Source organism: Martelella sp. (genome assembly GCF_984369615.1).
On the sequence record NZ_CFHTCS010000021.1, the window covers coordinates 1 to 25,533 of the forward strand.

The 25,533-nt window shown below is 63.0% G+C and carries 22 protein-coding genes; 12 read left to right on the top strand and 10 right to left on the bottom strand.

The features are described from left to right. The 8 genes from pncB to AC5DC2_RS03530 all read right to left on the bottom strand — a co-directional run. Positions 1 to 1,181 (bottom strand): nicotinate phosphoribosyltransferase (gene pncB / locus AC5DC2_RS03495; RefSeq protein ID WP_491697481.1); only part of this gene is annotated, 1,181 nt, incomplete at its 3' end. 235 nt (positions 1,182 to 1,416) lie between these two features. Beyond that, entirely contained in the window at positions 1,417 to 1,653 is a 237-nt protein-coding gene (locus tag AC5DC2_RS03500; protein ID WP_024708404.1) for a hypothetical protein, read from the bottom strand. Between the two features lie 39 nt (positions 1,654 to 1,692). Beyond that, on the bottom strand, positions 1,693 to 1,914 hold the full coding sequence (locus tag AC5DC2_RS03505; protein ID WP_024708403.1) for a hypothetical protein: 222 nt from the start codon (positions 1,912 to 1,914) through the stop codon (positions 1,693 to 1,695). 88 nt (positions 1,915 to 2,002) lie between these two features. Beyond that, complete coding sequence (locus tag AC5DC2_RS03510; RefSeq protein WP_491697482.1) at positions 2,003 to 2,962, bottom strand: 2-hydroxyacid dehydrogenase; 960 nt, start codon at positions 2,960 to 2,962, stop codon at positions 2,003 to 2,005. A gap of 56 nt (positions 2,963 to 3,018) precedes the next feature. Next, complete coding sequence (locus tag AC5DC2_RS03515) at positions 3,019 to 4,638, bottom strand: ABC transporter ATP-binding protein (RefSeq protein ID WP_491697483.1); 1,620 nt, start codon at positions 4,636 to 4,638, stop codon at positions 3,019 to 3,021. Further along, positions 4,635 to 5,774, bottom strand: a complete 1,140-nt coding sequence (locus tag AC5DC2_RS03520; RefSeq protein ID WP_491697484.1) for an ABC transporter permease — start codon at positions 5,772 to 5,774, stop codon at positions 4,635 to 4,637. The genes AC5DC2_RS03515 and AC5DC2_RS03520 overlap by 4 nt, the downstream gene beginning before the upstream one ends. A 1-nt stretch (position 5,775) precedes the next feature. Continuing rightward, the gene (locus AC5DC2_RS03525; RefSeq protein ID WP_491697485.1) at positions 5,776 to 6,873 is read right to left on the bottom strand and encodes a microcin C ABC transporter permease YejB; all 1,098 of its coding nucleotides are present in this window, start codon (positions 6,871 to 6,873) and stop codon (positions 5,776 to 5,778) included. A gap of 346 nt (positions 6,874 to 7,219) precedes the next feature. Beyond that, on the bottom strand, positions 7,220 to 9,034 hold the full coding sequence (locus tag AC5DC2_RS03530; RefSeq protein WP_491697486.1) for an extracellular solute-binding protein: 1,815 nt from the start codon (positions 9,032 to 9,034) through the stop codon (positions 7,220 to 7,222). A 157-nt stretch (positions 9,035 to 9,191) separates the two neighbouring features. Between AC5DC2_RS03530 and mepA the strand changes: the two genes are divergently transcribed. The 10 genes from mepA (at position 9,192) to phnN (ending at position 18,000) form a co-directional block, all read left to right on the top strand. Further along, on the top strand, positions 9,192 to 10,208 hold the full coding sequence (mepA, locus tag AC5DC2_RS03535; RefSeq protein ID WP_491697487.1) for a penicillin-insensitive murein endopeptidase: 1,017 nt from the start codon (positions 9,192 to 9,194) through the stop codon (positions 10,206 to 10,208). A 240-nt stretch (positions 10,209 to 10,448) separates the two neighbouring features. Then, the gene (locus AC5DC2_RS03540) at positions 10,449 to 11,474 is read left to right on the top strand and encodes a glucokinase (protein WP_024708396.1); all 1,026 of its coding nucleotides are present in this window, start codon (positions 10,449 to 10,451) and stop codon (positions 11,472 to 11,474) included. 204 nt (positions 11,475 to 11,678) lie between these two features. Beyond that, on the top strand, positions 11,679 to 12,266 hold the full coding sequence (locus tag AC5DC2_RS03545) for a TetR/AcrR family transcriptional regulator (protein WP_491697488.1): 588 nt from the start codon (positions 11,679 to 11,681) through the stop codon (positions 12,264 to 12,266). Between the two features lie 191 nt (positions 12,267 to 12,457). Beyond that, entirely contained in the window at positions 12,458 to 13,318 is an 861-nt protein-coding gene (locus tag AC5DC2_RS03550; RefSeq protein WP_491697489.1) for an SDR family NAD(P)-dependent oxidoreductase, read from the top strand. 137 nt (positions 13,319 to 13,455) lie between these two features. After that, complete coding sequence (gene dapB / locus AC5DC2_RS03555) at positions 13,456 to 14,283, top strand: 4-hydroxy-tetrahydrodipicolinate reductase (protein ID WP_491697490.1); 828 nt, start codon at positions 13,456 to 13,458, stop codon at positions 14,281 to 14,283. Between the two features lie 27 nt (positions 14,284 to 14,310). Continuing rightward, a complete protein-coding gene (locus AC5DC2_RS03560; RefSeq protein WP_491697491.1) occupies positions 14,311 to 14,946 on the top strand; it encodes a 2,3-bisphosphoglycerate-dependent phosphoglycerate mutase in 636 nt (211 codons plus the stop codon). A gap of 96 nt (positions 14,947 to 15,042) precedes the next feature. Then, a complete protein-coding gene (gene fosX, locus AC5DC2_RS03565; RefSeq protein WP_024708391.1) occupies positions 15,043 to 15,459 on the top strand; it encodes a FosX/FosE/FosI family fosfomycin resistance hydrolase in 417 nt (138 codons plus the stop codon). Positions 15,460 to 15,595: 136 nt separating this feature from the next. Next, positions 15,596 to 16,300, top strand: a complete 705-nt coding sequence (locus AC5DC2_RS03570) for a DUF1045 domain-containing protein (RefSeq protein WP_024708390.1) — start codon at positions 15,596 to 15,598, stop codon at positions 16,298 to 16,300. Then, a complete protein-coding gene (locus AC5DC2_RS03575) occupies positions 16,297 to 17,439 on the top strand; it encodes an alpha-D-ribose 1-methylphosphonate 5-triphosphate diphosphatase (protein WP_491697492.1) in 1,143 nt (380 codons plus the stop codon). Before AC5DC2_RS03570 ends, AC5DC2_RS03575 begins: the two co-directional genes overlap by 4 nt. 3 nt (positions 17,440 to 17,442) lie before the next feature. After that, positions 17,443 to 18,000 (top strand): phosphonate metabolism protein/1,5-bisphosphokinase (PRPP-forming) PhnN, encoded by a 558-nt coding sequence (phnN, locus tag AC5DC2_RS03580; protein WP_036237223.1) that lies wholly within the window; start codon positions 17,443 to 17,445, stop codon positions 17,998 to 18,000. A 4-nt stretch (positions 18,001 to 18,004) separates the two neighbouring features. On the opposite strand, the gene AC5DC2_RS03585 is transcribed toward phnN, so the two are convergent. Together AC5DC2_RS03585 and polA are read right to left on the bottom strand one after the other, a co-directional pair. After that, a complete protein-coding gene (locus AC5DC2_RS03585) occupies positions 18,005 to 18,349 on the bottom strand; it encodes a DMT family transporter (protein ID WP_024708387.1) in 345 nt (114 codons plus the stop codon). Positions 18,350 to 18,387: 38 nt separating this feature from the next. Further along, positions 18,388 to 21,339, bottom strand: a complete 2,952-nt coding sequence (polA, locus tag AC5DC2_RS03590; RefSeq protein WP_024708386.1) for a DNA polymerase I — start codon at positions 21,337 to 21,339, stop codon at positions 18,388 to 18,390. A 443-nt stretch (positions 21,340 to 21,782) separates the two neighbouring features. On the opposite strand from polA, the gene AC5DC2_RS03595 reads away from it, so the two are divergent. Further along, positions 21,783 to 23,171 (top strand): dipeptidase, encoded by a 1,389-nt coding sequence (locus tag AC5DC2_RS03595; protein WP_491697493.1) that lies wholly within the window; start codon positions 21,783 to 21,785, stop codon positions 23,169 to 23,171. Positions 23,172 to 23,323: 152 nt separating this feature from the next. After that, entirely contained in the window at positions 23,324 to 25,441 is a 2,118-nt protein-coding gene (locus AC5DC2_RS03600) for a transglycosylase domain-containing protein (RefSeq protein WP_491697494.1), read from the top strand. Positions 25,442 to 25,533 lie beyond the last annotated feature (92 nt).

The following is a 25,533-nucleotide window of genomic DNA, read 5'->3' on the forward strand; positions in this document are numbered from 1 at the left end:
TTGGCGTCGGAGACCTTGCAGACGATCGAGATCGGCTTCAGCCCGCCGACGCGGTGCGGCGCGCAGCCGATGAAATCATTGGTGAGGTTAGTGCCCCAGCCGAAGCTCATGCGCACCCTGCCCTGGAAATGCTTGTAGGCCTCGATGATCGCATCCACGTCGAGCCCGTCGGAAAAGATCAGGATCTTCTCGCGCGGGTCGCGACCCATCTTCTTCCACCAGTCGATGATCTTCTCCCCGCCCTCGATCGGCGGCGCGCTGTCTGGCCGGAACCCCGTCCAGTCGGCGACCCATTCCGGTGCATTGCGCAGGAAAGCCGTTGTGCCATAGGCATCCGGCAGCGCGATCAGGAGATTGCCGCCGTAAAGCTTGTTCCAGTCCTGCATCACCTTGTAGGGCGCGGCCGCGAGCGCCTCGTCGGTCTCGGCAAGGGCTGCGGCAACCATAGGAAGCTCGTGCGCATTGGTGCCGACGGCCTCCAGATCGGTATCCATGGCCAGAAGCACGTTGGAGGTGCCGGTAAAGGCCTGGCCGATCCCTTCCTTCAGCGCCTCCACGCACCAGCGCTGCCACAGGAAGGAATGCCGCCGTCGTGTGCCGAAATCGGAGATCCGAAGCCCTTCGAGCGCGGCCAGCCTTTCCACCTTCGCCCACATCTTGGCTTTCGCGCGGGCATAGGTGACATCGATGGTGAAGAGGCCGAGATCCTTCATCGTTGCGCGCGAGCGCAACTCGTTGATGATGCACAGCGCCGGGATTTCCCACATCGTGGTTTCCATCCAGGGACCGTGAAAATCGAGCTGATACTGGCCGTCGCGCTTGGTCAGTTCATATTCGGGCAGGCGGAAATTGGCGAGCCAGGTCAGGAACTCCGGCTCGAAAATCTGCGAGCGACCGTAAAAGCTGTTGCCCGCGAGCCAGATCATCTCTTTCTTCGTAAGCCTGATCCCGCGCGCGTGGTCAAGCTGCTCGCGCAACTCCCCTTCGTCGATCTCCTCGGCAAGGCGCACCGAGGTCGTTCGATTGATCAGCGAAAAGGTCGCGTTGACGTCCGGATAGAGTTTCCAGATCATCTGCAGCATCAGGAGCTTGTAGAAGTCGGTATCCAGCAGGCTGCGGATGATCGGGTCGAGCTTCCAGCTATGGTCGTAGACCCGCGTTGCAATATCGGTCTTCGGCATCGCTCTTCGGCCTTTCGAGCCGCCCCTAGCGCATCGGCCCAAAAATCGGAATCGATTTTCGGAAAGCACGATGCGTAGATTCAATAGGTTAGAGCATCCTTTGTGCGTCCGAATGGACGCACGGCGCTCTAAGGCGGAAAAAACGCTGGAAAGGGCTTTCATGTCGCCCTTTCGGGCCCATGAAATAGCTGCAAAGACGATGAAAAGTCCAGAGCCGTTGTGCTCGAACTGAGATTTACTGCCCTGCTGCCGCCTCCGTCTGCGCGGCATCCTCGGTCACCGTTTCGACCGCCGGGTCGCCCCCGCGCGGCGCAAAGAGCTCAACCGCGCCCCACACCAGAAAGGCCAGAACCAGTCCGGCCGCCAGGATGGCCAGCACCGGCCGGCCGCGTTCCGAATGCCGCGCTTCCGTCGGGGTCAGATCGACCTCCACGTCTTCGGGCCGGCTGCCGGTCTTCTTCTTCTCAACCATTGTCTTCCTCCCGTCTCATTGTTTGTGGGGAAGGATCAATCAGCCCGCGCCGGGCGCGCCGAACAGCCACGAGGCGCCGCCCCAGATCAGCACCACGGCGACCATGACGGCGATGATGACCATGATCACGCCCTGGCCGCGGTTGAGATGCCGCTTCTCGGTCTCGGGCACGCGGGTGTCGTCCTCGCTCTTCTGCGGATAATTGTCCTCGCCCGGATATGTGACAGGGCGGCCTTCCTTCGGATCGAAATGCGTCGTCATGTCGTTCTCCCTGGCCTCCGCACGAGGATCGGCGGAGGGTTTTCTTCAGGGAAGAAACGTAAGGCCGCGGGTCTTTGTTCCCTCCGGCTCAGTAGCCGGCGGCGCGGTTGACCACATGCTGCAGCGGCTCGCCCGCCTCGAAACGGGCGATCTGGCGTTCCACATGGGCAAACAGCGCCCCGACATCGGTATCGGAGGCCACATGCGGCGTGACGACGACCCGCTCATGCGCCCAGAGCGGACTTGTCGCGGGCATCGGCTCGGTTTCGAACACATCGAGCGATGCGCCGTGGAGGACGCCATCATCCAGCGCCGCGAGGATATCGGCCTCGACCTGCGAACCGCCGCGCCCGGCATTGATGAAGACGGGGCTCCCAAGCGGGCCGGAACGGCGGAGCTTTTCAAACAGCGCGCGACTGAAGATGCCGGCCGTCTCATCGGTCAGCGGCAGGAGGCCGACCAGAATGTCGGTTCCGGACAGAAAGTCATCGAGGCCTCTGGCATCGAAACACTCAACGCCATCGATTTCCTTCTTTCTCCGCGACCAGCCGATCACGTTGAAGCCCATGATCTTTAGCTTCGCCGCGGCGTCCTGCCCCAGGACGCCGAGCCCCATGATGCCGACGGTGAAGTCTCCGGCTTCGGCCGGCGGCAGCGGTTGCCAGTCTTTCTCGGCCTTCAGACGGGCATAGTCCGGCATGCGGCGGGCATGATGGAGACATTGCAGCACCACATACTCGCTCATCCGCCGGGTCAGCGAGGGATCGACGAAGCGCACGAGGGGGATATCCGGCAGGCCCTGAAGCGCCAGCACCCGCTCGACCCCCGCCCCACCGGAAAAAAGCACTTCCAGATTGGGCGCGCGCGAAAACAGATCGTCATCCGGCTTCCACAAGACGCCATAGCGGCAATCGGAAAGATCGCGGCCCTTCGTTTGCGGATCAGCGAGATCGATCACCGGCCGGTCGGAAAAGAAAGACCCAAGCGCTTCGACGATCATGGCGCGGCCGGAGAATTTGAGGTCGATGAGGACGGGGGCTTTGGGCATCGGGACTTCCTTTGGGCTCGGCGTAATGGTCAAGCTTGCGTCGTGCGCAAAAACGCTCAATCCGCCTCCACCGGCTCGATATCGAAGGCGGCGGCAAGCAGCGCCTTGGTGTAATCGGCCTTCGGGTTTTCGAACACGTCCGCCGCAGGGCCGCGCTCGACCACTTCGCCGAAGCGCATGACGATGATCTCGTTGGCGAGCGCACGCACGACCTTCAGGTCATGTGAGATGAACAGATAGGCGAGATTGTGCTTCTTCTGCAGGTCGGAGAGAAGGTCCACCACCTGCGCCTGCACGCTCATGTCCAGCGCCGAGGTCGGTTCGTCCAGCATGACGAAGCGGGGCTTGAGCACCATGGCGCGGGCAATCGCGATCCTCTGGCGCTGGCCGCCGGAAAACTCGTGCGGATAGCGCCAGCGGGTCGCGGCGTCGAGCCCGACCTCTTCCAGCGCCGCGCCCACCCGCGCCTCGCGCTCGGCCAAGGTGAGCGAGCGCTCGTGGATCTTCAGTCCCTCGGCGACGATCTCGCCCACCGACATACGCGGCGAAAGCGAGCCGTAAGGGTCCTGAAACACGATCTGCATCGCTTCCCGGAGCGGCTTCATCGCCTTGAAGGAATAGGCATTGATATCCTTGCCGACGAAGGCAATCCTGCCTTCCGAGGCGATCATCCGGGTCAGCGCCAGACCAAGCGTCGTCTTGCCGGACCCCGATTCGCCGACAACGCCAAGCGTCTCGCCGGCGCGCAGCTTCAGCGAAATGCCGTTGACCGCCTTCACATGGTCGACCGTCTTGCGCAACAGTCCCGTTTTCACCGGAAACCAGACCTTGACGTTTTCGGCCTCGACCACGACCTCGCGGCTCGGATCATGCGCCGGCGGCTCGCCCTTCGGCTCGGCGGCGAGCAGGTGCCTTGTGTAGGCATGCTGCGGATTGTCGAAGATCTCGGCAACCGGCCCGTGCTCGACGATCTTGCCGTCGGTCATCACGCAGACCCGGTCGGCGAACTTGCGCACGATGCCGAGATCATGGGTGATGAACAGCATCGACATGCCGTGATCGCGCTGCAGGCTTTTCAGAAGCTTCAGGATCTGCGCCTGCACCGTCACGTCGAGCGCCGTGGTCGGCTCGTCGGCAATCAGCAGCTTCGGCCGGTTGGCAAGCGCCATGGCAATCATCACGCGCTGGCGCTGGCCGCCGGAAAGCTCGTGCGGGAAGGCGCCGAGCCGCTTTTCCGCCTCGCGGATGCCAACCTCGTGCAGCAGTTCGAGCACCCGTTTGCGCGCCGGCGCGCCGGTGAGTCCCGCATGCAGCGCCAGCGTCTCGCCCACCTGTTTTTCAACCGTATGCAGCGGGTTCAGCGAAGTCATCGGCTCCTGGAATATCTGGGTGATATCGCCGCCGCGCACCTGTCTCAAAGTCCGGTCATCGGCCTTCAAAAGATCGCGGCCCTCAAACAGGATTTCCCCGCTTGGGTGGCTGGCGGCGGGATAGGGCAAAAGGCGCAGCACCGAGGCCGCCGTCGCCGATTTTCCGGAGCCCGATTCGCCCACCAGCGCCACCACTTCACCCGGGTTGATATCGAAGGAAATTCGATCGACGGCGAGATTGTCGGCCTCGCCCTGACGAAAGGCGACGGACAGATCGCGGACGGAGAGAAGCGGCGCATAACTCATTGGAACGTCTTCCTCGGGTCAAACGCATCGCGCACCGCCTCGCCGACGAAGACCAGTAGCGACAGCATGATCGACAGCGTGAAGAAGGCGGTGATGCCAAGCCACGGCGCCTGCAGATTGCTCTTGCCCTGGTTCACCAGTTCGCCGAGCGAGGGCGAGCCCGGCGGCATGCCAAACCCTAAGAAATCAAGCGAGGTCAGCGTCACGATCGCGCCCGACAGGATGAAGGGCACGAAGGTGAGCGTGGCGACCATGGCATTGGGCAGAAGATGGCGGAACATGATGGTGCCATTACCGACGCCGAGTGCGCGCGCCGCCCGCACATATTCGAAATTGCGCGCCCTGAGGAACTCGGCCCTGACGACGGCAACGAAGCTGACCCATGAGAACACCAGCATGACGCCGAGCAGCACGAAGAAGCCGGGCGGAAGGATCGCCGCGATGATCAGCAGGATGTAGAGCGTTGGCAGCGACGACCAGATTTCGATGAAGCGCTGCATCAGAAGGTCGACCCAGCCGCCGAAATAACCCTGCACGGCGCCGGCCGACACGCCGATAACGGCGGAAAAGCCGGTGAGCAGCAGGCCGAACAGCACCGAGATGCGGAAGCCGTAGATCACCCGGGCCAGCACGTCGCGGGCAAGGTCGTCGGTTCCGAGCCAGTCCATGTTGCCGAGATTGCAGCCCGGGTCGTTGACGCCCTCGGGGTAGCCGGCGCAGCGTTCCTCCTTGCTCATCAGCCAGAAGGGCGGGGTTGGCGCCGAATAGGGCACGTTGGAATTGATGGTGCGATAGGAATAGCGGATCGGCGGCCAGATCATCCAGCCATTGGCCTCGATCTCCTCCTGGATGAAATCGGAGCGATAATCAGTGACCGCGAGAAAACCGCCGAACTTCTCCTCCGGATAATCGACGAGCACGGGAAACAGGATCTCACCCTGGTAGGAGGCGATGATCGGCTTGTCGTTGGCGACGAATTCGGCGAACAGGCTGATGATGAACAGGAACAGGAAGATCCACAGCGACCAGTAACCGCGCCGGTTGGCCTTGAAATTCTTCCACCGTCGCGCGTTCATCGGCGAAAGCCAGCCGGTCTTCGGGCGTTTTGCCATGTCTTCGGATGTGAGATCGCTCATGTCACACATCCCTCTTTTCGAAGTCGATGCGCGGATCGATCCAGGTGTAGATCAGGTCTGAAACAAGGCCGATGAACAGCCCGAGAAGCGAGAAGATGTAGAGCGTGGCAAAGACCACCGGATAGTCCCGATTGACTAGCGAGAGATAGCCGAGGCGGCCGAGCCCGTCGAGCGAGAACACGTTCTCGATCAGAAGCGAACCTGTGAAAAAGGCGAGGATGAACGAACCGGGAAAGCCGGCAATGACGATCAGCATGGCATTGCGGAAGACGTGGCCGTAAAGCACCTTTCTCTCCGAAAGCCCCTTGGCGCGGGCGGTGATCACATATTGCTTGCCGATCTCGTCGATGAAGGAATTCTTCGTCAGAAGCGTTGTCGTGGCGAAGGAGGAGACCGAAAGCGCGATCAGCGGCAGGGTCAGGTGCCAGAAATAGTCGATGGGCTTCTGCCACCAGGGCAATTCGGAGAAATTATCCGAGACGAGGCCGCGCAGCGGAAACCAGTCGAAAAAGGAGCCGCCGGCAAACAGGATGATCAGCAGGATGCCGAGCAGGAAGCCCGGAACGGCAAAGCCGATGACGATGACGCCCGAGGTCCAGACGTCGAAACGGGAACCGTCCCTCACCGCCTTGCGGATGCCGAGCGGAATGGAGACGCCGTAAGACGGCAGCAAGACCCATATGCCCAGCGAGATCGACACCGGCAGCTTGTCGATGATGAGGTCGATGACGGAAGAATTGCGGAAGAAGCTGTCGCCGAAATCGAAGGTCAGATAGTCGCGCATCATCAAGAGAAAGCGCGTCAGAGGCGGCTTGTCGAAGCCGAACTGGGCCTCAAGATCGGCGATCAGTTCCGGATCGAGCCCCTGGGCGCCGCGGTAGTTCGATGACGAGGCGCTGTCGAACCCGTCCATCGCCATGCCGGCGTCCGAACCGCCGGAGATGCGGCTTTCCGCGCCGCCGCCCTGGCCGTTCAGCTCCGCGATCACCTGTTCCACCGGGCCGCCGGGGGCAAACTGCACAATGATGAAGGAAATCGTCATGATGCCGACCAGCGTCGGGATCATCAGCAGCAGGCGGCGAAGGATATAGGAGCCCATTACGACACGCTCCGGGCGGGCGGGCATGACCGCGCGTTCTGTGCCAGCCGACGGGTTTCACCCCTCTCTGCCCTGCCGGGCATCTCCCCCTCAAGGGGGGAGATCGGTGTGAGGCTAGGTGGATGCGCAATCGAAGGCTCCACGTAGATAGAACCGGCCACACCACAAGACAAAGCGATCTTGATGCGAAGATCCTTCCCTCCAGCAATCTCCCCCCTTGAGGGGGAGATGTCGCGAAAGCGACAGAGGGGGGCGAACCGCCACCTCGAATTCGGGGTCCCGTCTCTACGTCGCCTCCTACGAAGCCGCTGTTCACGCCGCCCGATCACGCCACCAAACTGCACCGTCATTCCGCCTCCGTCGACCACCACGCGGCCGGGAAATCAAGGCCGTATTCTGGAAAGCCGGGATGCGCGATCGTGTTCCAGTAGGCGATGCGGTAGTCCTTGGAATAATAAAGCGGGATGACGAAATCATGGGCCAGAAGAACGCGGTCGAGCGCCTTGGTGGCGGCCACCAGCGTATCCCGGTCATCGGCGAACACGATCTTCCCGATCAGCGCGTCGACGCCGGGGTCCGAAACACCGGCATAGTTTTCCGAACCCGGCTGATCCACGGAGCGTGACCCCCAGTAATTGAACTGCTCGTTGCCGGGGCTCAGGGACTGGGCCCATAATTCCCAGATCATGTCATAGTCGAAATCATTGACCCGGTTCTGGTACTGAGACGTGTCGACCACGCGGACGGATGCATCGATGCCGAGTTTGCGCAGGTTCTCGACATAGGGGAGCACGACGACCTGAAGCGAAGGATTGTCGAGCAGGATCTCGAAGGAGAACGGCTCGCCGGTCTCGGCATTGACCATCTGGCTGCCGCGGCGCTCGAAACCGGCCTCTTTCAAAAGCTGGAAGGCCTTCTGCAGATTGGCCCGCGATTCGGCCTCCGTGCCGCCGACGGGCAGCTTGCTGGCGGTATTGAACACTTCCGGCGGCACCAGATCGCGCACGCTCTCCAGAATCTGAAGCTCTTCGCCCTGCGGCAGGCCGGAAGAGGCGAGATCGGTTCCGAACCAGTAACTGTTATTGCGCGAATAGGCATCGCTCAACTGATTCTTGTTGATTGTCTCGAAATCGAAGGCGTAGATCAGCGCCTCGCGCACCCTCTCGTCATCAAAGGGCGCGCGGCGGTTGTTGGGCACCAGCGCCTGCATGATGCCGGTCTTGCGCAGGGGATTGGGCACCGCCTCGCGCTTGACCTGGCCGTCCTTGACCGCCGGGAAATTATAGCCCGTCGCCCAGCGCTTGGCCCGCGTCTCCACCCAGAAATCGAAGGTGCCGGCGCGAAACGCCTCGAAGGCGACATCGAGATCGGCGAAATAGAGAAAGTTCACGGAACCGAAATTGTTGCGGCCGACATTGACCGGCAGGTCCCGGCCCCAGTAATCGTCCCGAAGACGATAGGTGATCGAGGAGCCGGGATTGACCTCCGCGATCTCGTAGGGCCCGGATCCGACGATCTTGTCGAGCGTGCTTGCGGAAACGTCGCGGCCGTCCTCGAACCAGTGTTTCGGCAGCACCATCAGCTGTCCGACGATCTGCGGCAGTTCCCGGTTTCCCGTTTCGTCGAAGCTGAAGGTCACCTCGCGCTCGCCCGTCACTTCCGCGCTGACCACGTGGCGGTAGTAATTGGCATACATCGCATTGAGTTCCTTCAGCCGTTCGAAGGAAAACACCACGTCCTCGGCCGTCACCGGCTCCCCATCGGAAAAACGGGCCTCGGGATTGAGGCTGTAGGTGACGAAGGAAAGATCCTCCGGAACGCGGAACCCCTCGGCGAGCAGGCCGTATTGGGCATCGATCTCATCTTCAGCCGGCGTCATCAGGGTCTCGAAGACAAGGCTGAGGCCGGCGGCTTTCGAGCCGCCATAGGGTATGGGATTGAGCGAATCAAAGGTGCCGGTGGCATAGTATTTGAGTTCGCCGCCCTTCGGCGCATCCGGATTGACATAGTCGAAATGGGAGAAATCCGGACGGTATTTCGGCGTTCCGGTCAACGCCGAGGCATGTTGCCATTCACCGCCGCTTTCCTGAGAAAATGCCGCCGGCGCCAGGCCGAACGCGCCTGCGATAACCCAGGCAGCAACCGAGATCTTTTTCCACATGGTTTCAGCCTTTTCCGTTCTTGCTTTTCTCGTTATCGCGACAAGAATAAGCAAATATCGACCCGGGTGCACAAGTGTCGTTTTCGTAAGGCGGCAACGGGGCAGGTCGCAGGGCACGCCGGGAAAGCGCCAACACGCCGGCTTGAGGGAGCTCATGATGCATTGGATGAAGGGATTTGCCGCCGCCCTGGCGCTTGCGGCGTCAGCCCCTTTGGCCGCAGCCCAGGATTTTCCGCCGCCTGCGAAAATCCTGTTCGCCTCCGAAACCGCGCCGAGCGCCGGTCCGCCGCAATCCTTCGGTTTTTACACGAAAGGCTGCATCGCCGGGGCCGAGGCGCTGCCGATCGACGGGCCGAACTGGCAGGCGATGCGGCTTTCGCGCAACCGCCGGTTCGGCCACCCCGATACCGTCGCGCTGATCAAACGGCTTTCACGCGACGCGGCGCAATATGACGGCTGGCCGGGCCTTCTGGTCGGCGACATCTCGCAGCCGCGCGGCGGGCCGATGCTGTCGGGCCACGCCTCCCATCAGGTCGGGCTCGACGCCGATATCTGGCTGAACCCGATGCCCGACAGGCGCCTCAGCCTGCGCGAGCGAGAGGACATTTCCGCCGAATCGGTCCTGAAGAACGACGGAACGCTGTTCGTCGATCCTGATAAGTTCACGCCCGCCCACGCCCGGCTGATCATGCGGGCGGCAAGCTATCCGGAAGTCCAGCGCATCTTCGTCCACCCGGGCATCAAGAAGGCAATCTGCGACGGCTGGACCGGCGACCGCTCGAATCTGGCCAAGGTGCGGCCCTATTACGGCCATCACTACCACTTCCACATCCGCCTGTTCTGCCGCGACGGCTCGCCCGAGTGCAAGGCGCAAAACGCCGTCGACATGAAGGACGACGGATGCGGCGATCATCTGGCCTGGTGGCTTTCCGACGAACCCTGGGCGCCGGCGGAACCCGCCCCGCCGGCAAAGAAGCCGGAACAACCGGCGCCGAAGCCGACGCGGCCCGCCTACACCATTCTCTCCGACCTGCCGGCGGCCTGCGCCGGCGTACTGGAAGCGCCTGCTCCCTCGCCCCTGCCGGCCGCCGCCCTCACGCCGAACATCCCGCTGCCGCCGTTGGCGCCCTGGCCGGAGATCGGACCGGTTCCGCAACCGCGCCCGGCGGGATGACGGCGGTTGCGGCAACAAACGGCGTTGCCTGCCCATCGGCAACGCCTTTCAAAGCGCTTTGAGTTGTTGTATGTACGACGGGCCGTCCGCGCTTCGATGACCAGATTGCAGAAAACGCGCCGACAGCTCGCGATTGCCCTTCCGATTTGACGGATGCGGTTGCAAAATCGCCAAACTGGATGCACAGACTGCGCCAGATATTGACAGAAAGCCCGGGACAGGGCGGAACGCGGAAACATCATGGCTAAAACCCTCAGCACCTCGGACCCTCTCTCCTTTCCCATCCTGATCGGCGATATCGGCGGCACCAATGCGCGGTTCTCGCTGCTGGTTGACGCCTATGCCGAGCCGCGCGAGTTCCCGATCGTGCACACGGCCGACTTCCCGACCGTCGACGCGGCCATACAGGCAGGCGTGATGGACAAGACCGCGCTGCAGCCGCGCAGCGCCATCCTGGCCGTCGCCGGGCCCATTCGCGGCGATGAAATTCCGCTGACCAATTGCGACTGGGTGATCAAGCCGAAGGACATGATCAGCGCGCTCGGGCTCGAGGATGTGGTGATCATCAACGACTTCGAGGCCCAGGCGCTGGCGATCGCCAACATGCCCGACGAGTTCCGCGAGCCGATCGCGCCGCGACCGGACACGATGGTCGCCTCGCGCGTCGTGCTCGGTCCGGGAACCGGCCTCGGCGTTGCCGGTCTCGTCCATGCCGAGGAACGGTGGATTCCGGTTCCCGGCGAAGGCGGTCACATCGATGTCGGCCCGCGCACGGAGCGCGATTACCAGATTTTCCCGCACATCAAGACCATCGAGGGCCGGGTGGCCGCCGAGCAGATCCTGTGCGGACGCGGCATGGTCAACCTCTATAACGCCATCTGCGCCGCCGACGGCATCGAGGCCAAGCCCTATGAACCCAAGGATGTCAGCCATGCCGGCCTCGACGGCTCCGACCCGCAGGCTGTCGAGACGCTGTCGCTGTTTGCCACCTATCTCGGCCGCATTGCCGGCGACATGGCAATGGTGTTCATGGCGCGCGGCGGCGTTTATCTTGCCGGCGGCATTTCGCAGAAAATCCTGCCGGCGCTGAAAAAGCCGGAATTCCGCGCCGCCTTCGAGGACAAGGCGCCGCACAACGCGCTGATGCAGGCGATCCCGACCTATGTCGTCACCCATCCGCTTGCAGCGCTTGCAGGCCTTGCAACCTACGCCCGCACGCCGCTGCGCTTCGGCCTCGCGCTTGCTGGCCGCCGCTGGCGAGACTGAGCGCATCCGGGGGAAGCGCAGCGCCGTTCCACGCTCTGACCGGTCGGACGGCAATCCTCCGGACAGATCCGGCGACGGATCGAACGCGTGCTTCCGGTTTGACAGGCCGAACCCTCGCACATTTTTTTCAGGATAGGCCTCTTGCGGAAAGAGCCGCGCTTTCCATATTAATGAGTGACTACTCAATCAATATTCGGAATTGCCATGGCCCGTCCCGCCAGCGAAGAAAAACGAACAGCTATCCTCAACGCCGCGACGGAGCTTGTCGCGACAAGAGGCACAGGCGCGTCCACGGCCAAGATCGCCAGGAAGGCCGGCGTGGCCGAGGGTACGGTCTTTACCTATTTCGCCACCAAGGAGGAACTGCTCGGCGCCCTGCTTCTGGAGATCGAGGGGGCTCTTGCGGGCGCCCTGCTGAACGAACCGCTCCCCGGCGACGGCGGACGCGAGGACATGCAACATTTCTGGAACCGGCTGGTCGACTGGGGTTCCGCCAATCCGCGTCAGTGGCGCACGCTCAAACGTCTCAAGATCTCCAGCCAGGTACCCGATCATGTGCGTGTCCAAGGCGAGCGCCTTTTCGATGAAGCGACGGCGCTTATTGCCCGCGCCCTCGCCCGGCAGGCAGGGGAAGGCGTCAGTTTTCGCTATGCGGGCCTGATCATGAACGCAATCGCCGAGGCAACCTTCGACGCCATTGCCGACGAACCGCAGCAGAGCGAAATCCTGAAGCAGCGCGGTTTCGCCATATTCTGGTCCGGCATCGCCGCACTTGCAGAGACCGGCCAGTAACGGCATCGCCGACAGAGGCCGCTTCCTGCGCCCGAAACCATCCGCCATTACGCCGTTGGCGACAGCGACGTATGAACCCGACCGAGGTCGGCCAAGCCTCCGGCCTTGCCGGAACCCAATCGGGACGGAACGTCCGAAACACTCGTCAAGAATAATGAGTGCCTAATCACTTATTTAACAGGAGAAGTACAATGTCCAAAGTCTGGCTTATCACCGGTAGCGCCCGTGGTCTCGGGCTTCACATCGCAAGAGCCGTGCTGGAAGCCGGCGACCGGCTTGTCGCCACCGCACGCAATCCGGACCGGCTCACGCCGCTCCGCGCGGAATTCGGCAATCGCGTCGCGACCTTCGCGCTCGACGTGGCCGACCCGACGGCAGCCCAGGCCGCGGTCGATTTTGCCGCCGATACGTTCGGCCGGCTCGACGTCCTGGTCAACAACGCCGGTTTCGGCCATTTCGCGCCCTTCGAACAGACCGATCCGGACCATTTCCGGGCCCAGGTCGAGACCAATTTCTTCGGCGTGGTCAACATGACCCGCGCCGTCCTTCCCATGATGCGGCTCCAGCGGTCCGGTCACATCATCAACATCTCGTCGGTCGGCGGACGCATGACCGGGCCGGGCATGGCCGCCTATCAATCGGCGAAATGGGCCGTCAGCGGCTTTTCAGAGATCATCGCCAAGGAAACCCGTCATCTCGGCATCAAGGCGGTTTCGGTCGAACCCGGCGGCATGCGGACCGAATGGGGCCAGATCGCTCGCGGCGATGCGCCCAGGCTGATGGAAGACTATGCCCCTGCCATGGGCGCAATGAAGGCGGCTCTCGAAAAGGTCGTCGGCAACGAGATCGGCGACCCCGACAAGATCGCCGGCATCATTCTCGATCTTGCGGAGCGGAGCGACGTTCCCGAACACCTTCTCCTGGGAAGCGACGCGGTGGAGCTGCTGAAAAAGGCCGAAGAGGGCCGCCGGAAGGAAGCGGAAACATGGGAGAGCGTGAGCCGCTCGACCGATTGCGGGAACGCGGACCTTTCCTTCCTGAAATACATCTAGGGACCTTTGCCTGGCGCATCAGCGACAACCGATGCGCCATGCTCTTTTCATCCGCGAGCGCTTCCAATAAGGTCTCACTGACTTCGCCGCGCGTTCAGCGCGGCGCAAACAGATCTGAAGCAATATCAGGAAGAAGCATGACCAGTCCGGCAATGAAACTCGTCGTCGTGGGCGCCAGCGGACGGATGGGACAGACCCTCATCCGTGTGATCAGCGAAACCGAGGGCGCGGTCCTTCACGCCGCCGTCGACCGTCCGGAAAGCCCCGCGCGCGGCAAGGACGCCGGAGAACTGGCAGGCGTCGGCGCGCTCGGCGTGCCGGTAACCGACGATCCGCTGAAGGCCTTTGTCGATGCCGAGGGCGTGCTCGATTTCACCGTTCCCGCTGCATCGGTCGAATATGCCGGGCTCGCGGCACAGGCGCGCATCGTCCATGTGATCGGCACGACCGGGTTTTCGGAGGATGACGAGACCCAGATCAAGGCGGCCGCCCGCCATGCCCGTATCGTCAAGTCCGGAAACATGTCTCTGGGCGTCAACCTGCTTGGCGAACTGGTCAAGCAGGCAGCCGCAGCGCTTTCGGCAAAGGGCTGGGATATCGAGGTTCTCGAGATGCATCACCGTCACAAGGTCGACGCGCCGTCCGGCACGGCCCTTCTTCTGGGCGAGGCGGCGGCCGAAGGTCGCGGCATTTCGCTGAAGGAGAACGCCGTGAAGGTGCGCGACGGGCATACCGGCCCGCGCGCGGAAGGCACGATCGGTTTTGCCACGCTGCGCGGCGGTTCCGTGGTCGGCGAGCACTCCGTTCTTCTGGCCGGCGAAGGCGAGACGGTCAGCCTCTCCCACAAGGCGACCGATCGTTCGATCTTCGCCCGCGGCGCGGTTCAGGCGGCCCTTTGGGGCGCGGACCGAAAACCAGGGCTATATTCCATGCTCGACGTGCTCGGGCTTTCGAAAACACATTAACCCAAGATCTGACGAAGGAAGACTGTCATGAGCGGAACACTGGTTCTCGTGCGTCACGGCCAAAGCGAATGGAACCTGAAGAACCTTTTCACCGGCTGGAAGGACCCGGACCTGACCGAGCTCGGCATCAAGGAAGCCACCGCCGGCGGCAAGGCGCTCGCCGAAGCGGGCATGAAGTTCGATATCGCCTTCACCTCGGCCCTGACGCGCGCCCAGCACACCTGCAAACTGGTCCTCGACGAGGTCGGCCAGGCCGATCTCGAAACAATCCGGGATCAGGCGCTGAACGAGCGCGACTATGGCGATCTCGCCGGTCTCAACAAGGATGACGCCCGTAAGAAATGGGGCGAGGAACAGGTCCATATCTGGCGCCGGTCCTATGACGTGCCCCCGCCCGGCGGCGAGAGCCTGAAGGACACCGGCGCGCGCGTGTGGCCCTATTACATGCAGGAAATCCTGCCGCGCGTTTTGCGCGGAGAAAAGGTGCTGGTCGCCGCCCACGGCAACTCGCTGCGCGCCCTCGTCATGGTGCTCGACCGCCTGAGCCAGGAGGAGATCCTGAAGCTCAACCTCGCCACCGGCGTGCCGATGGTCTACACGCTCAACGCCGATTCCACCGTCGCGGACAAGAAAGTCCTCGGCGACATGTCCGGCGCGCACTGAGCAGGGCTCATCTCCGGCGGAATTTGAGGGCGGTCTTCGGATCGCCCTTTTTGTTTTTCAGGAATGGCTGGCACGCAACAAAAAAGGGGAATGCCGATGATTGAAGGCCTTTCACACATGACATTCATCGTCTCCGACCTTGAACGCATGAGCCGCATTCTGGAAGGCGTCTTCGATGCGAAGCAAGTCTATGCGAGCGGCGACCACACCTTCTCGCTCTCCGAGGAGAAATTCTTCCTGATCGGCGATATATGGGTGGCGATCATGAAAGGCGATCCCCTTCCCGCGCGCAGCTACAATCACATCGCCTTCAAGATTGCCGAGGAGGACTTCGACCGCTATCGCGCACGCATTGACAAGCTCGGCCTCGATCTCCTTCCGCCGCGCCCGCGCGTTGAAGGCGAAGGCCGGTCGCTCTATTTCCACGATGACGACAACCACCTTTTCGAGCTTCATACCGGCACGCTTGAGCAACGGCTCCGGCGCTATGCGGCCGACAGCGAACCGAGATAAGATGGCAAATTGCCGAAGACGGAACATCCTGCCCGCCTTTGGCATTCATTGCTTTGAGGGTTCGTCCGGCTTGCAAAGGCTGGCGAATCCCGTCACGTTCGACTTCATACTCAAGGTCTTGTCCGAGGAAATCGGTTTGCGATACGCCATTTATTTCACGCCCCCCGCAGACGATCCGCTGACCGTCGCCGCCAGCCGCTGGCTGGGCTATGACGCTTTTTCGGGCGAGGAACGCCCCTACCCCGACAATATCGCGCTTCCTGCCGGACGCATGAGCGCGGTGACGGCGGCTGCCGCCCGCTACGGCTTTCACGCGACCATGAAGGCGCCATTTCGCCTGGCGGAAAACATCTCGCCGTCGGCGCTTGAGGCGACCTTCGACGTGTTCTGCCGCAACCGCAGGCCGGTTACCATTCCCGAAATCACGCTCGGACAGCTCGGCAAGTTCTACGCCCTCATGCCGGCCAGCGAATACGCAGAGCTGCAGGCCTTTGCCGCCGATGTCGTCGAGCATTTCGAGCCGATGCGCGCGCCGCTTCTGAATGACGAGATCGCGCGGCGCAAGCCCGAGACGCTGACCGAGGCCCAGCGCGACAACATGATCCGCTGGGGCTATCCTTACGTCTTCGACGAATTCCGTTTTCACATGACGTTGACAGGCCCGGTGACCGGCACCGATACGCATGTGATCGAAACGGCAGTCCAGGATTATTTCGGTCCCTATACCGGCAAGCCGCTCGAGATCGGCGGTCTCGGCCTGTTTGTCGAGGAGCGGCGCGGCGCGCCCTTCACCATCAGGCGGTGGCAGCCGCTCTCCGGCGTGAGCGAGCAAGAGGCATGAGCACCGAAACCGTTTTCACCAATGCCCGGATCGTGCTTGAGGACAGGGGTGTCGACGGCACGCTTGTGATCCGCGACGGAGAGATCGCCGAGATTTCCGAAGGCAATGTCGGCGCCGGGGAGGATTTCGGCGGCGACCTTCTGATCCCCGGTCTCGTCGAGCTCCATACCGACCACCTGGAAGGCCATTATGCGCCGCGTCCCGGGGTGCGCTGGAACAAGACCGCCGCGATCCAGGCGCATGACGCGCAGGTCGCGGCCTCGGGCATCACAACCGTCTTCGATTGCCTGCGCATGGGCTCCGACGACACCGACGGTTTCGAGGCGGGCGAGATGCGCGCCATGGCGGACGCGATCATCGGCGCCGAACGGGAAGACCGGCTCAAGGCGCAGCACTTCCTGCACTTGCGATGCGAGGTCTCCGCCGCCAATGTCATGGAACATTTCTCGGCTTTCGAGGATGAGCCGCATGTGCGCCTGGCCTCGATGATGGACCACGCGCCGGGTCAGCGGCAGTTTGCCGACATCCAGCAGTACCGGCGCTATTACAAGCCCAAGCGCGATCTTGACGACGACGCCTTCGAGCGCTTCATCGCCCGCCGGCAGGCCGCCTCCGAGGCCTATGCCGACAAGCATCGCAGGATGATTGCCGATCACTGTTCGAAGAACGGCATCTCGATCGCCAGCCATGATGATGCGACGGTAGCACATGTTCAAGAAGCCATTGGGCTTGGCGTGCGGATCGCGGAATTTCCGACAAGCTTCGAAGCGGCAAAGGCCTCGCACGCAGCCGGGCTCTCGGTGCTGATGGGAGGACCGAATGTCGTGCGCGGCAAGTCCCATTCCGGCAACATCGCCGCGCGCGACCTGGCGGCAGCCGGCGTGCTCGACGTGCTGTCGTCGGATTACGTGCCCTTCAGCCTGTTGCACGCGCCCTTCATCCTTGCCGGCGACGAGGAAGCCGGGGTCTCGCTGCCCCGGGCCATTGCCATGGTGACGGCAACGCCGGCGAAAGCCGCCGGCCTTGACGATCGCGGCCGCATCGCGCCGGGCCTGCGCGCCGATCTCGTCCGCGTCCGGCCCACCGGGGACGTGCCGGTCGTGCGCGCCGTCCTGCGGGCGGGAAAGCGCGTGGCCTGACGCATGGGCACGACCGGCAGGATCATCGTCGTCGTCGGCCCGAGCGGCGCAGGCAAGGACAGCCTGATCGGCTACGCGAAAACCGCCTTTTCCGGCCACCCGAATGTTCGCTTCGTCCGCCGGGTCATCACCCGCCCCTGCGATGGCGCGACGGAAGACCATGCCTCGATGACGCCGGAAGCCTTTGCCGCCGCACGGGACGCCGGCGGCTTTGCCGTGACCTGGGCGGCTCACGGACTGGAATACGGTATCCCCGCCGAGCATCGCGCCTTTGTGGAGTCAGGCGGCGTCGCCATTGCCAATGGTTCACGCCCGGCGCTATCGCTGTTTGACAAGGTCTTTGCCGCGATGACCGTGGTCAATGTCACCGCAAGGCCGGAAATCCGGGCCGAACGCCTTCAGGCGCGCGGACGCGAGAGCCGTGAGGAAATCCTCGAACGCCTCGCCCGATCGACCATGGACGTCCATGGCGATTTCGATGTCGTCAACATCGACAATTCAGGCGCACTCGCCGAGGCCGGCGAAATGCTGGTGCGGGTGATCCGGGACAGTCTCGCCTGAAGCTTCAGTGTCCGGCGGCGTTTGAGAAGAGGTTCATCACCACCACGCCGCCGACAATCATCGCGATCCCGACCCAGGCGGCGATATCGAGATTCTGGCGCAGGACGAGCACGCTGACGGCGGCCGTCAGCACGATGCCGAGACCGGCCCAGATGGCATAAGCCACGCCGAGCGGGATCGTCTTCAGCGCCTGCGACAGGCAAAAGAAGGCGATGAGGTAGAACACCGCCACGCCGATCGTCGGCAGAAGACGGGTGAAGCCGTAGGATTTCTGCAGAAGCGTCGAACCGATCACCTCGCAGACGATCGCAATTCCAAGAGCGCCATAGGCGGCCAGCGCCGGGTTCATCTGATATCCTTTTCCATAAACGAGCCTGGTCCGCGCACTCAGTGCGCCTCGTCCCAGTTGTGGGCGGCGCGGGCATCGACCTTGAGCGGCACGGCCATGGAAACGGCCGGCATCGCGGCATTTTCCATGACGTCGACGATCAGCCTTGTCGCCTCATCGACCGCCCCATCCTCGACCTCGAAGATCAGTTCGTCATGCACCTGCAGCAGCATCTTCGCCTTGTCGCCAAGCCCTGCAGCGGCAAGTTCCGGCTCGATGCGGATCATCGCGCGGCGGATCACATCGGCGGCCGAGCCCTGGATCGGCGCATTGATGGCGGCGCGTTCGTTGAAGCTGCGGACCTGATGGTTCGACGACTTGATTTCGGGGTAGTGAATGCGACGGCCAAAGATCGTCTCGACATAGCCCTTGTCGCGCGCCTGCGCCTTGGTCTCTTCCATATAGTCGTTGATGCCGGGGAAGCGCTCGAAATAGCGCTTGATGTAATCGCTGGCCTCCGAGCGCTCGATGCCGAGCTGGTTGGCGAGGCCGAAGGCGGAAATGCCGTAGATGATGCCGAAATTGATGGCTTTCGCCCGCCGGCGCACTTCGCCCGGCATGCCCTCCACCGGCACGCCGAACATTTCCGACGCCGTCATCGCGTGAATGTCGATGCCATCGGCAAAGGCCTGCTTCAGCTGCGCGATATCCGCCACATGGGCAAGCACGCGCAATTCGATCTGGCTGTAATCGGCGGACAGCAGCTTGTGGCCCGGATTGGCGATGAAGGCGGTTCGAATCTTGCGGCCTTCCGCCGTTCTCACCGGAATATTCTGCAGGTTCGGCTCCGATGAGGCGAGCCTTCCGGTCGTGGTCGCGGCCAGCGAATAGGAGGTGTGGACGCGCCTGGTCTGAGGGTGGATATAGCCCGGCAGCGCATCCGTATAGGTCGATTTCAGCTTGGTCATCTGCCGCCAGTCGACAATCCGGCTTGGCAGCGGAATGCCCTGGGCGGCCAGATCATCGAGCACCTGAACGGCGGTCGACCATTGTCCCGACTTGGTCTTCTTGCCGCCGGGAAGCCCCATCTTGCCGAAGAGAATATCGCCAAGCTGCTTGGGCGAGCCGATATTGAATTTTTCGCCGGCCAGCTCGTAGATCTCCTCTTCAAGGCCAGCTGCCTTTTGCGCCAGTTCGCCCGAAAGCCGGGAGAGGATCTGCCGGTCGACGGAGATGCCGCGCTCTTCCATGCGCGAGAGCACCGGCAGAAGCGGACGTTCCAGCCGCTCATAGACGGTCGCGACATGTTCGGCGGCGAGGCGGGGCTTCAGCACAAGCCAGAGCCTCAGCGTCACATCGGCATCTTCGGCCGCATAGGCCGTCGCCCTGTCGATCTCCACATGATCGAAGGTCACCATATTGCGCCCGGAACCTGCGACCTCCTTGTAGGGGATCGGCTGGTGACCGAGCCAGCGTTCCGAAAGCGCGTCCATGCCATGCGCGCCCATGCCGGAATCGAGCGCGTAGGAGATCAGCATGGTGTCGTCGAAATTCCTCACCGTGATGCCATGGCGCAGCATCACCAGATAGTCATATTTGAGGTTCTGGGCGATCTTCAGCACGCCCTCGTCCTCAAGCAGGCCCTTGAGCGCCGCCAGCGCCGTATCGAAATCGATCTGGCCATCGGCAAGCCCCCCGCCCAGAAGATCGTCCTGGCCGGCCTTGTGGGCGAGCGGCACATAGGCCGCGCGCACGGCCTTGCCGGCATCCGGCTCGTCCTCGTCATGAAGCGCCAGCGAAAAACCGACCAGTTCGGCCTGCATGGCGTCGAGCGAGGTGGTTTCGGTGTCGAAGGCGCAGAGCCCTTTTTCGCGCGCGGCTGCAATCCAGCCTTCAAGCGTTTCGGGATCGCGGATCGTCTCGTAGGAGGAGCGATCGATCGGGACCGCGGCAAAGCGGGCGGCACGGGCGGCGGCGAGCGCGGCCGGCCCGGAGGCTCCGCTGTCCGGCGCAGGCTTTTCGTCTTCCCTGGAAGCAGCCTCGCCCGGATCGAGATCCGGCCCGTGGGCCTTCTCGCCCCACTCCACAGTGACGGAGACCGGTTCGATTTCCGCGGCTTCAGCGCCCGTCGCCTCGGCGACGCGCCGCGTCAGCGAGTTGAACTCCATGGCCTTGAGGAAGGAAACGAGCTTCGGCCCGTCCTGTTCTTCCAGCACCAGCGCGTCAAGCGGCAGCTCCACAGGACAATCGCGCTTCAGCGTCACCAGCTTGCGCGAGACCAGCACGAGCTCCCTGTTGGCGATGATGTTTTCCCGGCGCTTCTTCTGCTTGATCGTCTCGGCATTTTCCAGAAGGTTGTCGAGATCTCCGAATTCCTCCAGCAGGGTCGCCGCCGTCTTCGGGCCGATGCCCGGAACGCCCGGAACATTGTCGACCGAATCACCGGTGAGCGCCTGCAGGTCGATCATCTTCTCCGGCGGCACGCCCCATTTCTCGATCACTTCCGGCACGCCGATCTGCCGGTCCTTCATGCCGTCATACATATGCACCTTCGGGCCAACGAGCTGCATCAGATCCTTGTCGGAGGATATGATGGTGGCGTCGCCGCCGGCCTCCACCGCCATCTTCGCATAGGTGGCGATGATGTCGTCGGCCTCATAGCCCTCGATCTCGATTGAGGGCAGGTTGAAGGCCCGGGTCGCCTCGCGGATGAGCGAGAACTGCGGTACCAGATCCTCCGGCGGCGGCGGCCGATGAGCCTTGTATTCGGGATAGATTTCCTTGCGGAAGGTCTGCGAGGAATAATCGAAGATCACCGCGAGATGGGTCGGCGTCACGCCAACCGATGTGTCGCGCGCCGAGGTGAGCAGCTTCCACAGCATGTTGCAGAAACCGGACACGGCGCCGACCGGCAGCCCGTCAGACTTGCGCGTCAGCGGCGGCAGGGCATGGAAGGCCCGGAAGATGAAGCCGGAACCGTCGATAAGGAAAAGGTGATCGTCTTTTTTCATGCTGGAATGCATAGCCCGGACGGCAAAAAAGGTCCATCGCCAAGCCGGATTTCACCGCCGAATCGCAAAGCTTCGCGCGGGAGGATCATCGGAAAAAGCCCGGTCGTTTAATCAGATTACCGATTTGTAACGAAATGCGCGGCGGTTTCCCTTGAATCGACACATTTCGAGGTACAAATACGTCTCAGCGGCGCACGTTAGCGCCGATGCCTGATGGAGGCTCGTCCCCCGCCTCGTCAGACAACAGGACAAAGGCTCCATCCCCCCTCTCCGGCCTTTGTCCCAAAAAGCAGCCGCCATGGCCAGCCCCCCTCCAGGCCATGGCGGCTTATTCTTTTCCCGTTTCAGCCACCGCGCCGCATTCCTGCAATCGTGTATTTCCAAACTGCCCCGGCTTGGCCTATGGTCCGCGCACATCATTCGTGAAAGACCGAGGACCTCCCATGACCGAACTTGAAACGCTCCTGAAGCGCGCTGACGACAACCTGCCCTCCAGCCTCGACAAGCTGTTCGCGCTCCTGCGTATTCCCTCGATTTCCACCGACCCGGCCTACCGGAAGAATTGTGCCGAAGCCGCCGACTGGCTGGTGGGCGAACTGAAAACGCTCGGCTTTTCCGCCATCGCCTACACCACCAAGGGCCACCCCATGGTCGTCGGCACCTCGGAAAACGCGCCGGAAGGCGCGCCGCATGTGCTGTTCTACGGCCATTACGACGTCCAGCCGGTCGATCCGCTGGAGCTTTGGGAAAGCGATCCGTTTACGCCGGAAATCCGCGATGCCGGCAATGGCCGCAAGATCATCACCGGGCGCGGCACCAGCGATGACAAGGGCCAGTTGATGACCTTCCTCCAGGCCTGCCGCGCCTATCGCGAGGAAAATGCCGAGCTTCCGGTGAAGATCACCGTGATGTTCGAGGGCGAGGAGGAATCCGGTTCACCGTCGCTTCCGGCCTTCATCGAGGAGCATGGCGACCTGATCAAGGCCGATTTCGCGCTGGTCTGCGATACCGGCATGTGGGACCGCGAAACGCCGGCCATCGCCGCGACGCTGCGCGGCCTTGTCGGCGACGAGGTGGTGATCACCGCGGCCGACCGCGATCTTCACTCCGGCTTTTTCGGCGGCGCGGCGGCGAACCCGATCCATATCCTCGCCGATATCCTTGCCGGTCTTCACGACGAGACCGGCCGCGTGACCCTTCCCGGCTTTTATGACGGCGTCGAGGAAACGCCGGAAGAGGTCAAGAAGAGCTGGGAGCAGCTCGGCGAATCAGATCAGCGTTTTCTGGGCGAGATCGGCCTTTCCAAGCCTGCCGGCGAAAAGGGCCGCTCGGTGCTGGAACTCACCTGGACCCGGCCGACGGCGGAAGTGAACGGGATTACAGGCGGCTATACCGGCGAGGGCTTCAAGACCGTGATCGCGGCCAGGGCCTCGGCGAAGGTCTCCTTCCGTCTCGTCGGCACGCAGGACCCGGCCAAGATCCGCGACAGTTTCCGGAGCTATGTCCGCTCGAAAATCCCGGAAGACTGCAAGGTCGAGTTCCATCCCCATGGCGGCTCGCCGGCCATTCATCTCGATTACAACGCCCCTTTCCTGAAGAAGGCGCAGCAGGCCTTGTCCGAGGAATGGCCGAAACCCGCCGTCGTCATCGGCATGGGCGGCTCGATCCCGATCGTCGGCGATTTCCAGAAGAAGCTCGGCATGGATTCGTTGCTCGTCGGCTTCGGGCTCAATGACGACCGCATCCATTCGCCGAACGAGAAATACGAGCTGAATTCCTTTCACAAGGGCATCCGCTCCTGGATCCGCATTCTCGACGCGCTGGCGAAGTAAAACGGCGGTCCCGGCGGCGGCGTTCAGGTTACGTTAACGCTGCCTTTGATCTGTTGCGCCCGGGGCATTGTGCCGGACCGCCCTTTCACGCGACCTTAACGGCACACGGCTAGTCTCGTATGCGAACACGGAAGGTGAGCAGTTCCACCGCCATGGCCGGAAAGAAGAAAAAGCGCAGCAGGACCGAACCAACCCTTGGCGGCACGCCCGCCGGGGCCGGCCGAAAGCCTGCGAAACGGAAAGGCGCCGCAAAGGGCAGAAGCGCCCGGTCCCGCGCATCCGAGCGGGGCCTTTTGGCGCGCGCGCTGCGCTTCGTCCTCTACTGGGGCATGGTCGCCGCTGTCTGGGGCGGCGTCTTGGTCATCGGCATCGTCATCTATTACGGGGCCAAGCTGCCCCCGGTTGACGAATGGGCGGTGCCCGACCGCGCGCCCAACGTCAAGATCGTCGCCAATGACGGCTCGCTGATCGCCAATCGCGGCGCAACCGGCGGCGAGGCAGTGTCGATCGACGAGATGTCGCCCTTCATCCCCATGGCGGTCGTCGCCATCGAGGACCGACGTTATTATTCCCATTTCGGCGTCGATCCGATCGGGCTCGCGCGCGCCATGGTGACCAATATCCAGCATGGCGATGTCGTGCAGGGCGGCTCGACGCTGACCCAGCAACTGGCCAAGAACGTGCTGCTTTCCCACGCCCAGACGCTGGAGCGCAAGGTGCAGGAAGCGCTGATGGCGCTGTGGCTGGAGCATAGATACTCGAAGGAGCAGATCCTTGCGATGTATCTGAACCGCGTCTATTTCGGCTCCGGCGCCTATGGCGTGGAGGCCGCCTCGCAGCGCTATTTCGACAAGTCCGCCCGCGACGTGACCCTGGGTGAAGCAGCTCTTCTCGCGGGCCTCCTGAAGGCGCCGTCGAGGCTTTCGCCGGCCCGCGACCCGGAAGCGGCGGAAGCGCGCGCCCAGGTGGTTCTGGCCGCCATGCATGACCAGGACATGATCGACGACAGCGACATGGCGACCGCCATGGCGCGCGAACCGACGCGGGCGCCGAGCTACTGGTCGGGCGCGGAACACTATGTCGCCGACATGGTGATGGCCCGGCTCGAGCCGCTGATCGGCGAGATCACAACCGATATCGTCGTCCGCACCACGATCGATCCCGGCCTCGAGCGCGACGCCGAGGAGAGCCTGAAGTCTGCCCTCGATGCCTCGGGCAAAAAGGACCGCGTCGAGCAGGGCGCGCTGGTGGCCGTTGACGCAACGGGCGCGGTCAGGGCGCTGGTCGGCGGGCGCGACTATTCCAAGAGCCAGTTCAACCGCGCCGTGACGGCGAAACGCCAGCCGGGCTCCGCCTTCAAGCCCTTCGTCTATGCCGCGGCGCTTGAGATCGGCGACCGGCCAAGCTCGGTGCGCAATGACGCGCCGATCACCATCGACGACTGGACGCCGGAAAACTACGAGAAAACCTATTCCGGGCCGATGACGCTGACGACGGCGCTTGCCCATTCGGTCAACACCATTGCCGCGCAGCTGGTGATGGAGGCAAGCCCCGGCGGGGTGGCCGACATGGCGCGCAGGCTCGGCATCACCTCCGATATCACCGCCAATGCCTCGATCGCGCTCGGCACGTCGGAGGTCTCGCTGATCGAGCTGACGGGGGCCTATGCGGCCTTCATGAATGGCGGCTTCAAGGCGACGCCCTATGTGATCGAGACGGTGGAGGCCACCGGCGGCAAAACGCTCTACCAGGCCGACCATGCCGGCCAGCCGCGCGTGCTCTCGCCGCAGATCGCCGCCAACATGAACGCCATGCTGATGCGCGTGGTGACCGAGGGCACCGGCAGCGCGGCGCAGATCCCGGGCTGGCAGGTCGCCGGCAAGACCGGGACGACGCAATCATCCCGCGACGCGCTCTTCGTCGGCTTTACCGCAAATCTGACCACCGGCGTCTGGGTCGGCAATGACGACAATTCGCCGATGCGCAATGTCACGGGCGGCAAGCTGCCGGCAAAAATCTGGCACGATTTCATGGCGCGTGCCCACAAGGGCCTTTCGCCCGAACCGCTTTACGGCGGCGGCAGGCTGATCGAGCCGAAACCCCGGCAGGCACCGGCGGCAGGGGAAGACGGCAACCCCAAAACGCTGGTCGAACTGCTTGGCCGCCTCGGCGAGGGCGAAGGCGCCCCGCCCGCCGATGTGGGCGAGGCGAAACCGCAGCCTGCAGAACACAAGCGCCGCACGATCATGCAGATTCTCGGCGGGGGCTAGGTCGTGGATGGAATAGGGAATAGGTAGTACCAGTAAGTGGTTAGCAGTGGTAGTGGTAGCAGTGATGATGGTGATGGTATCGGCAGTGGTGG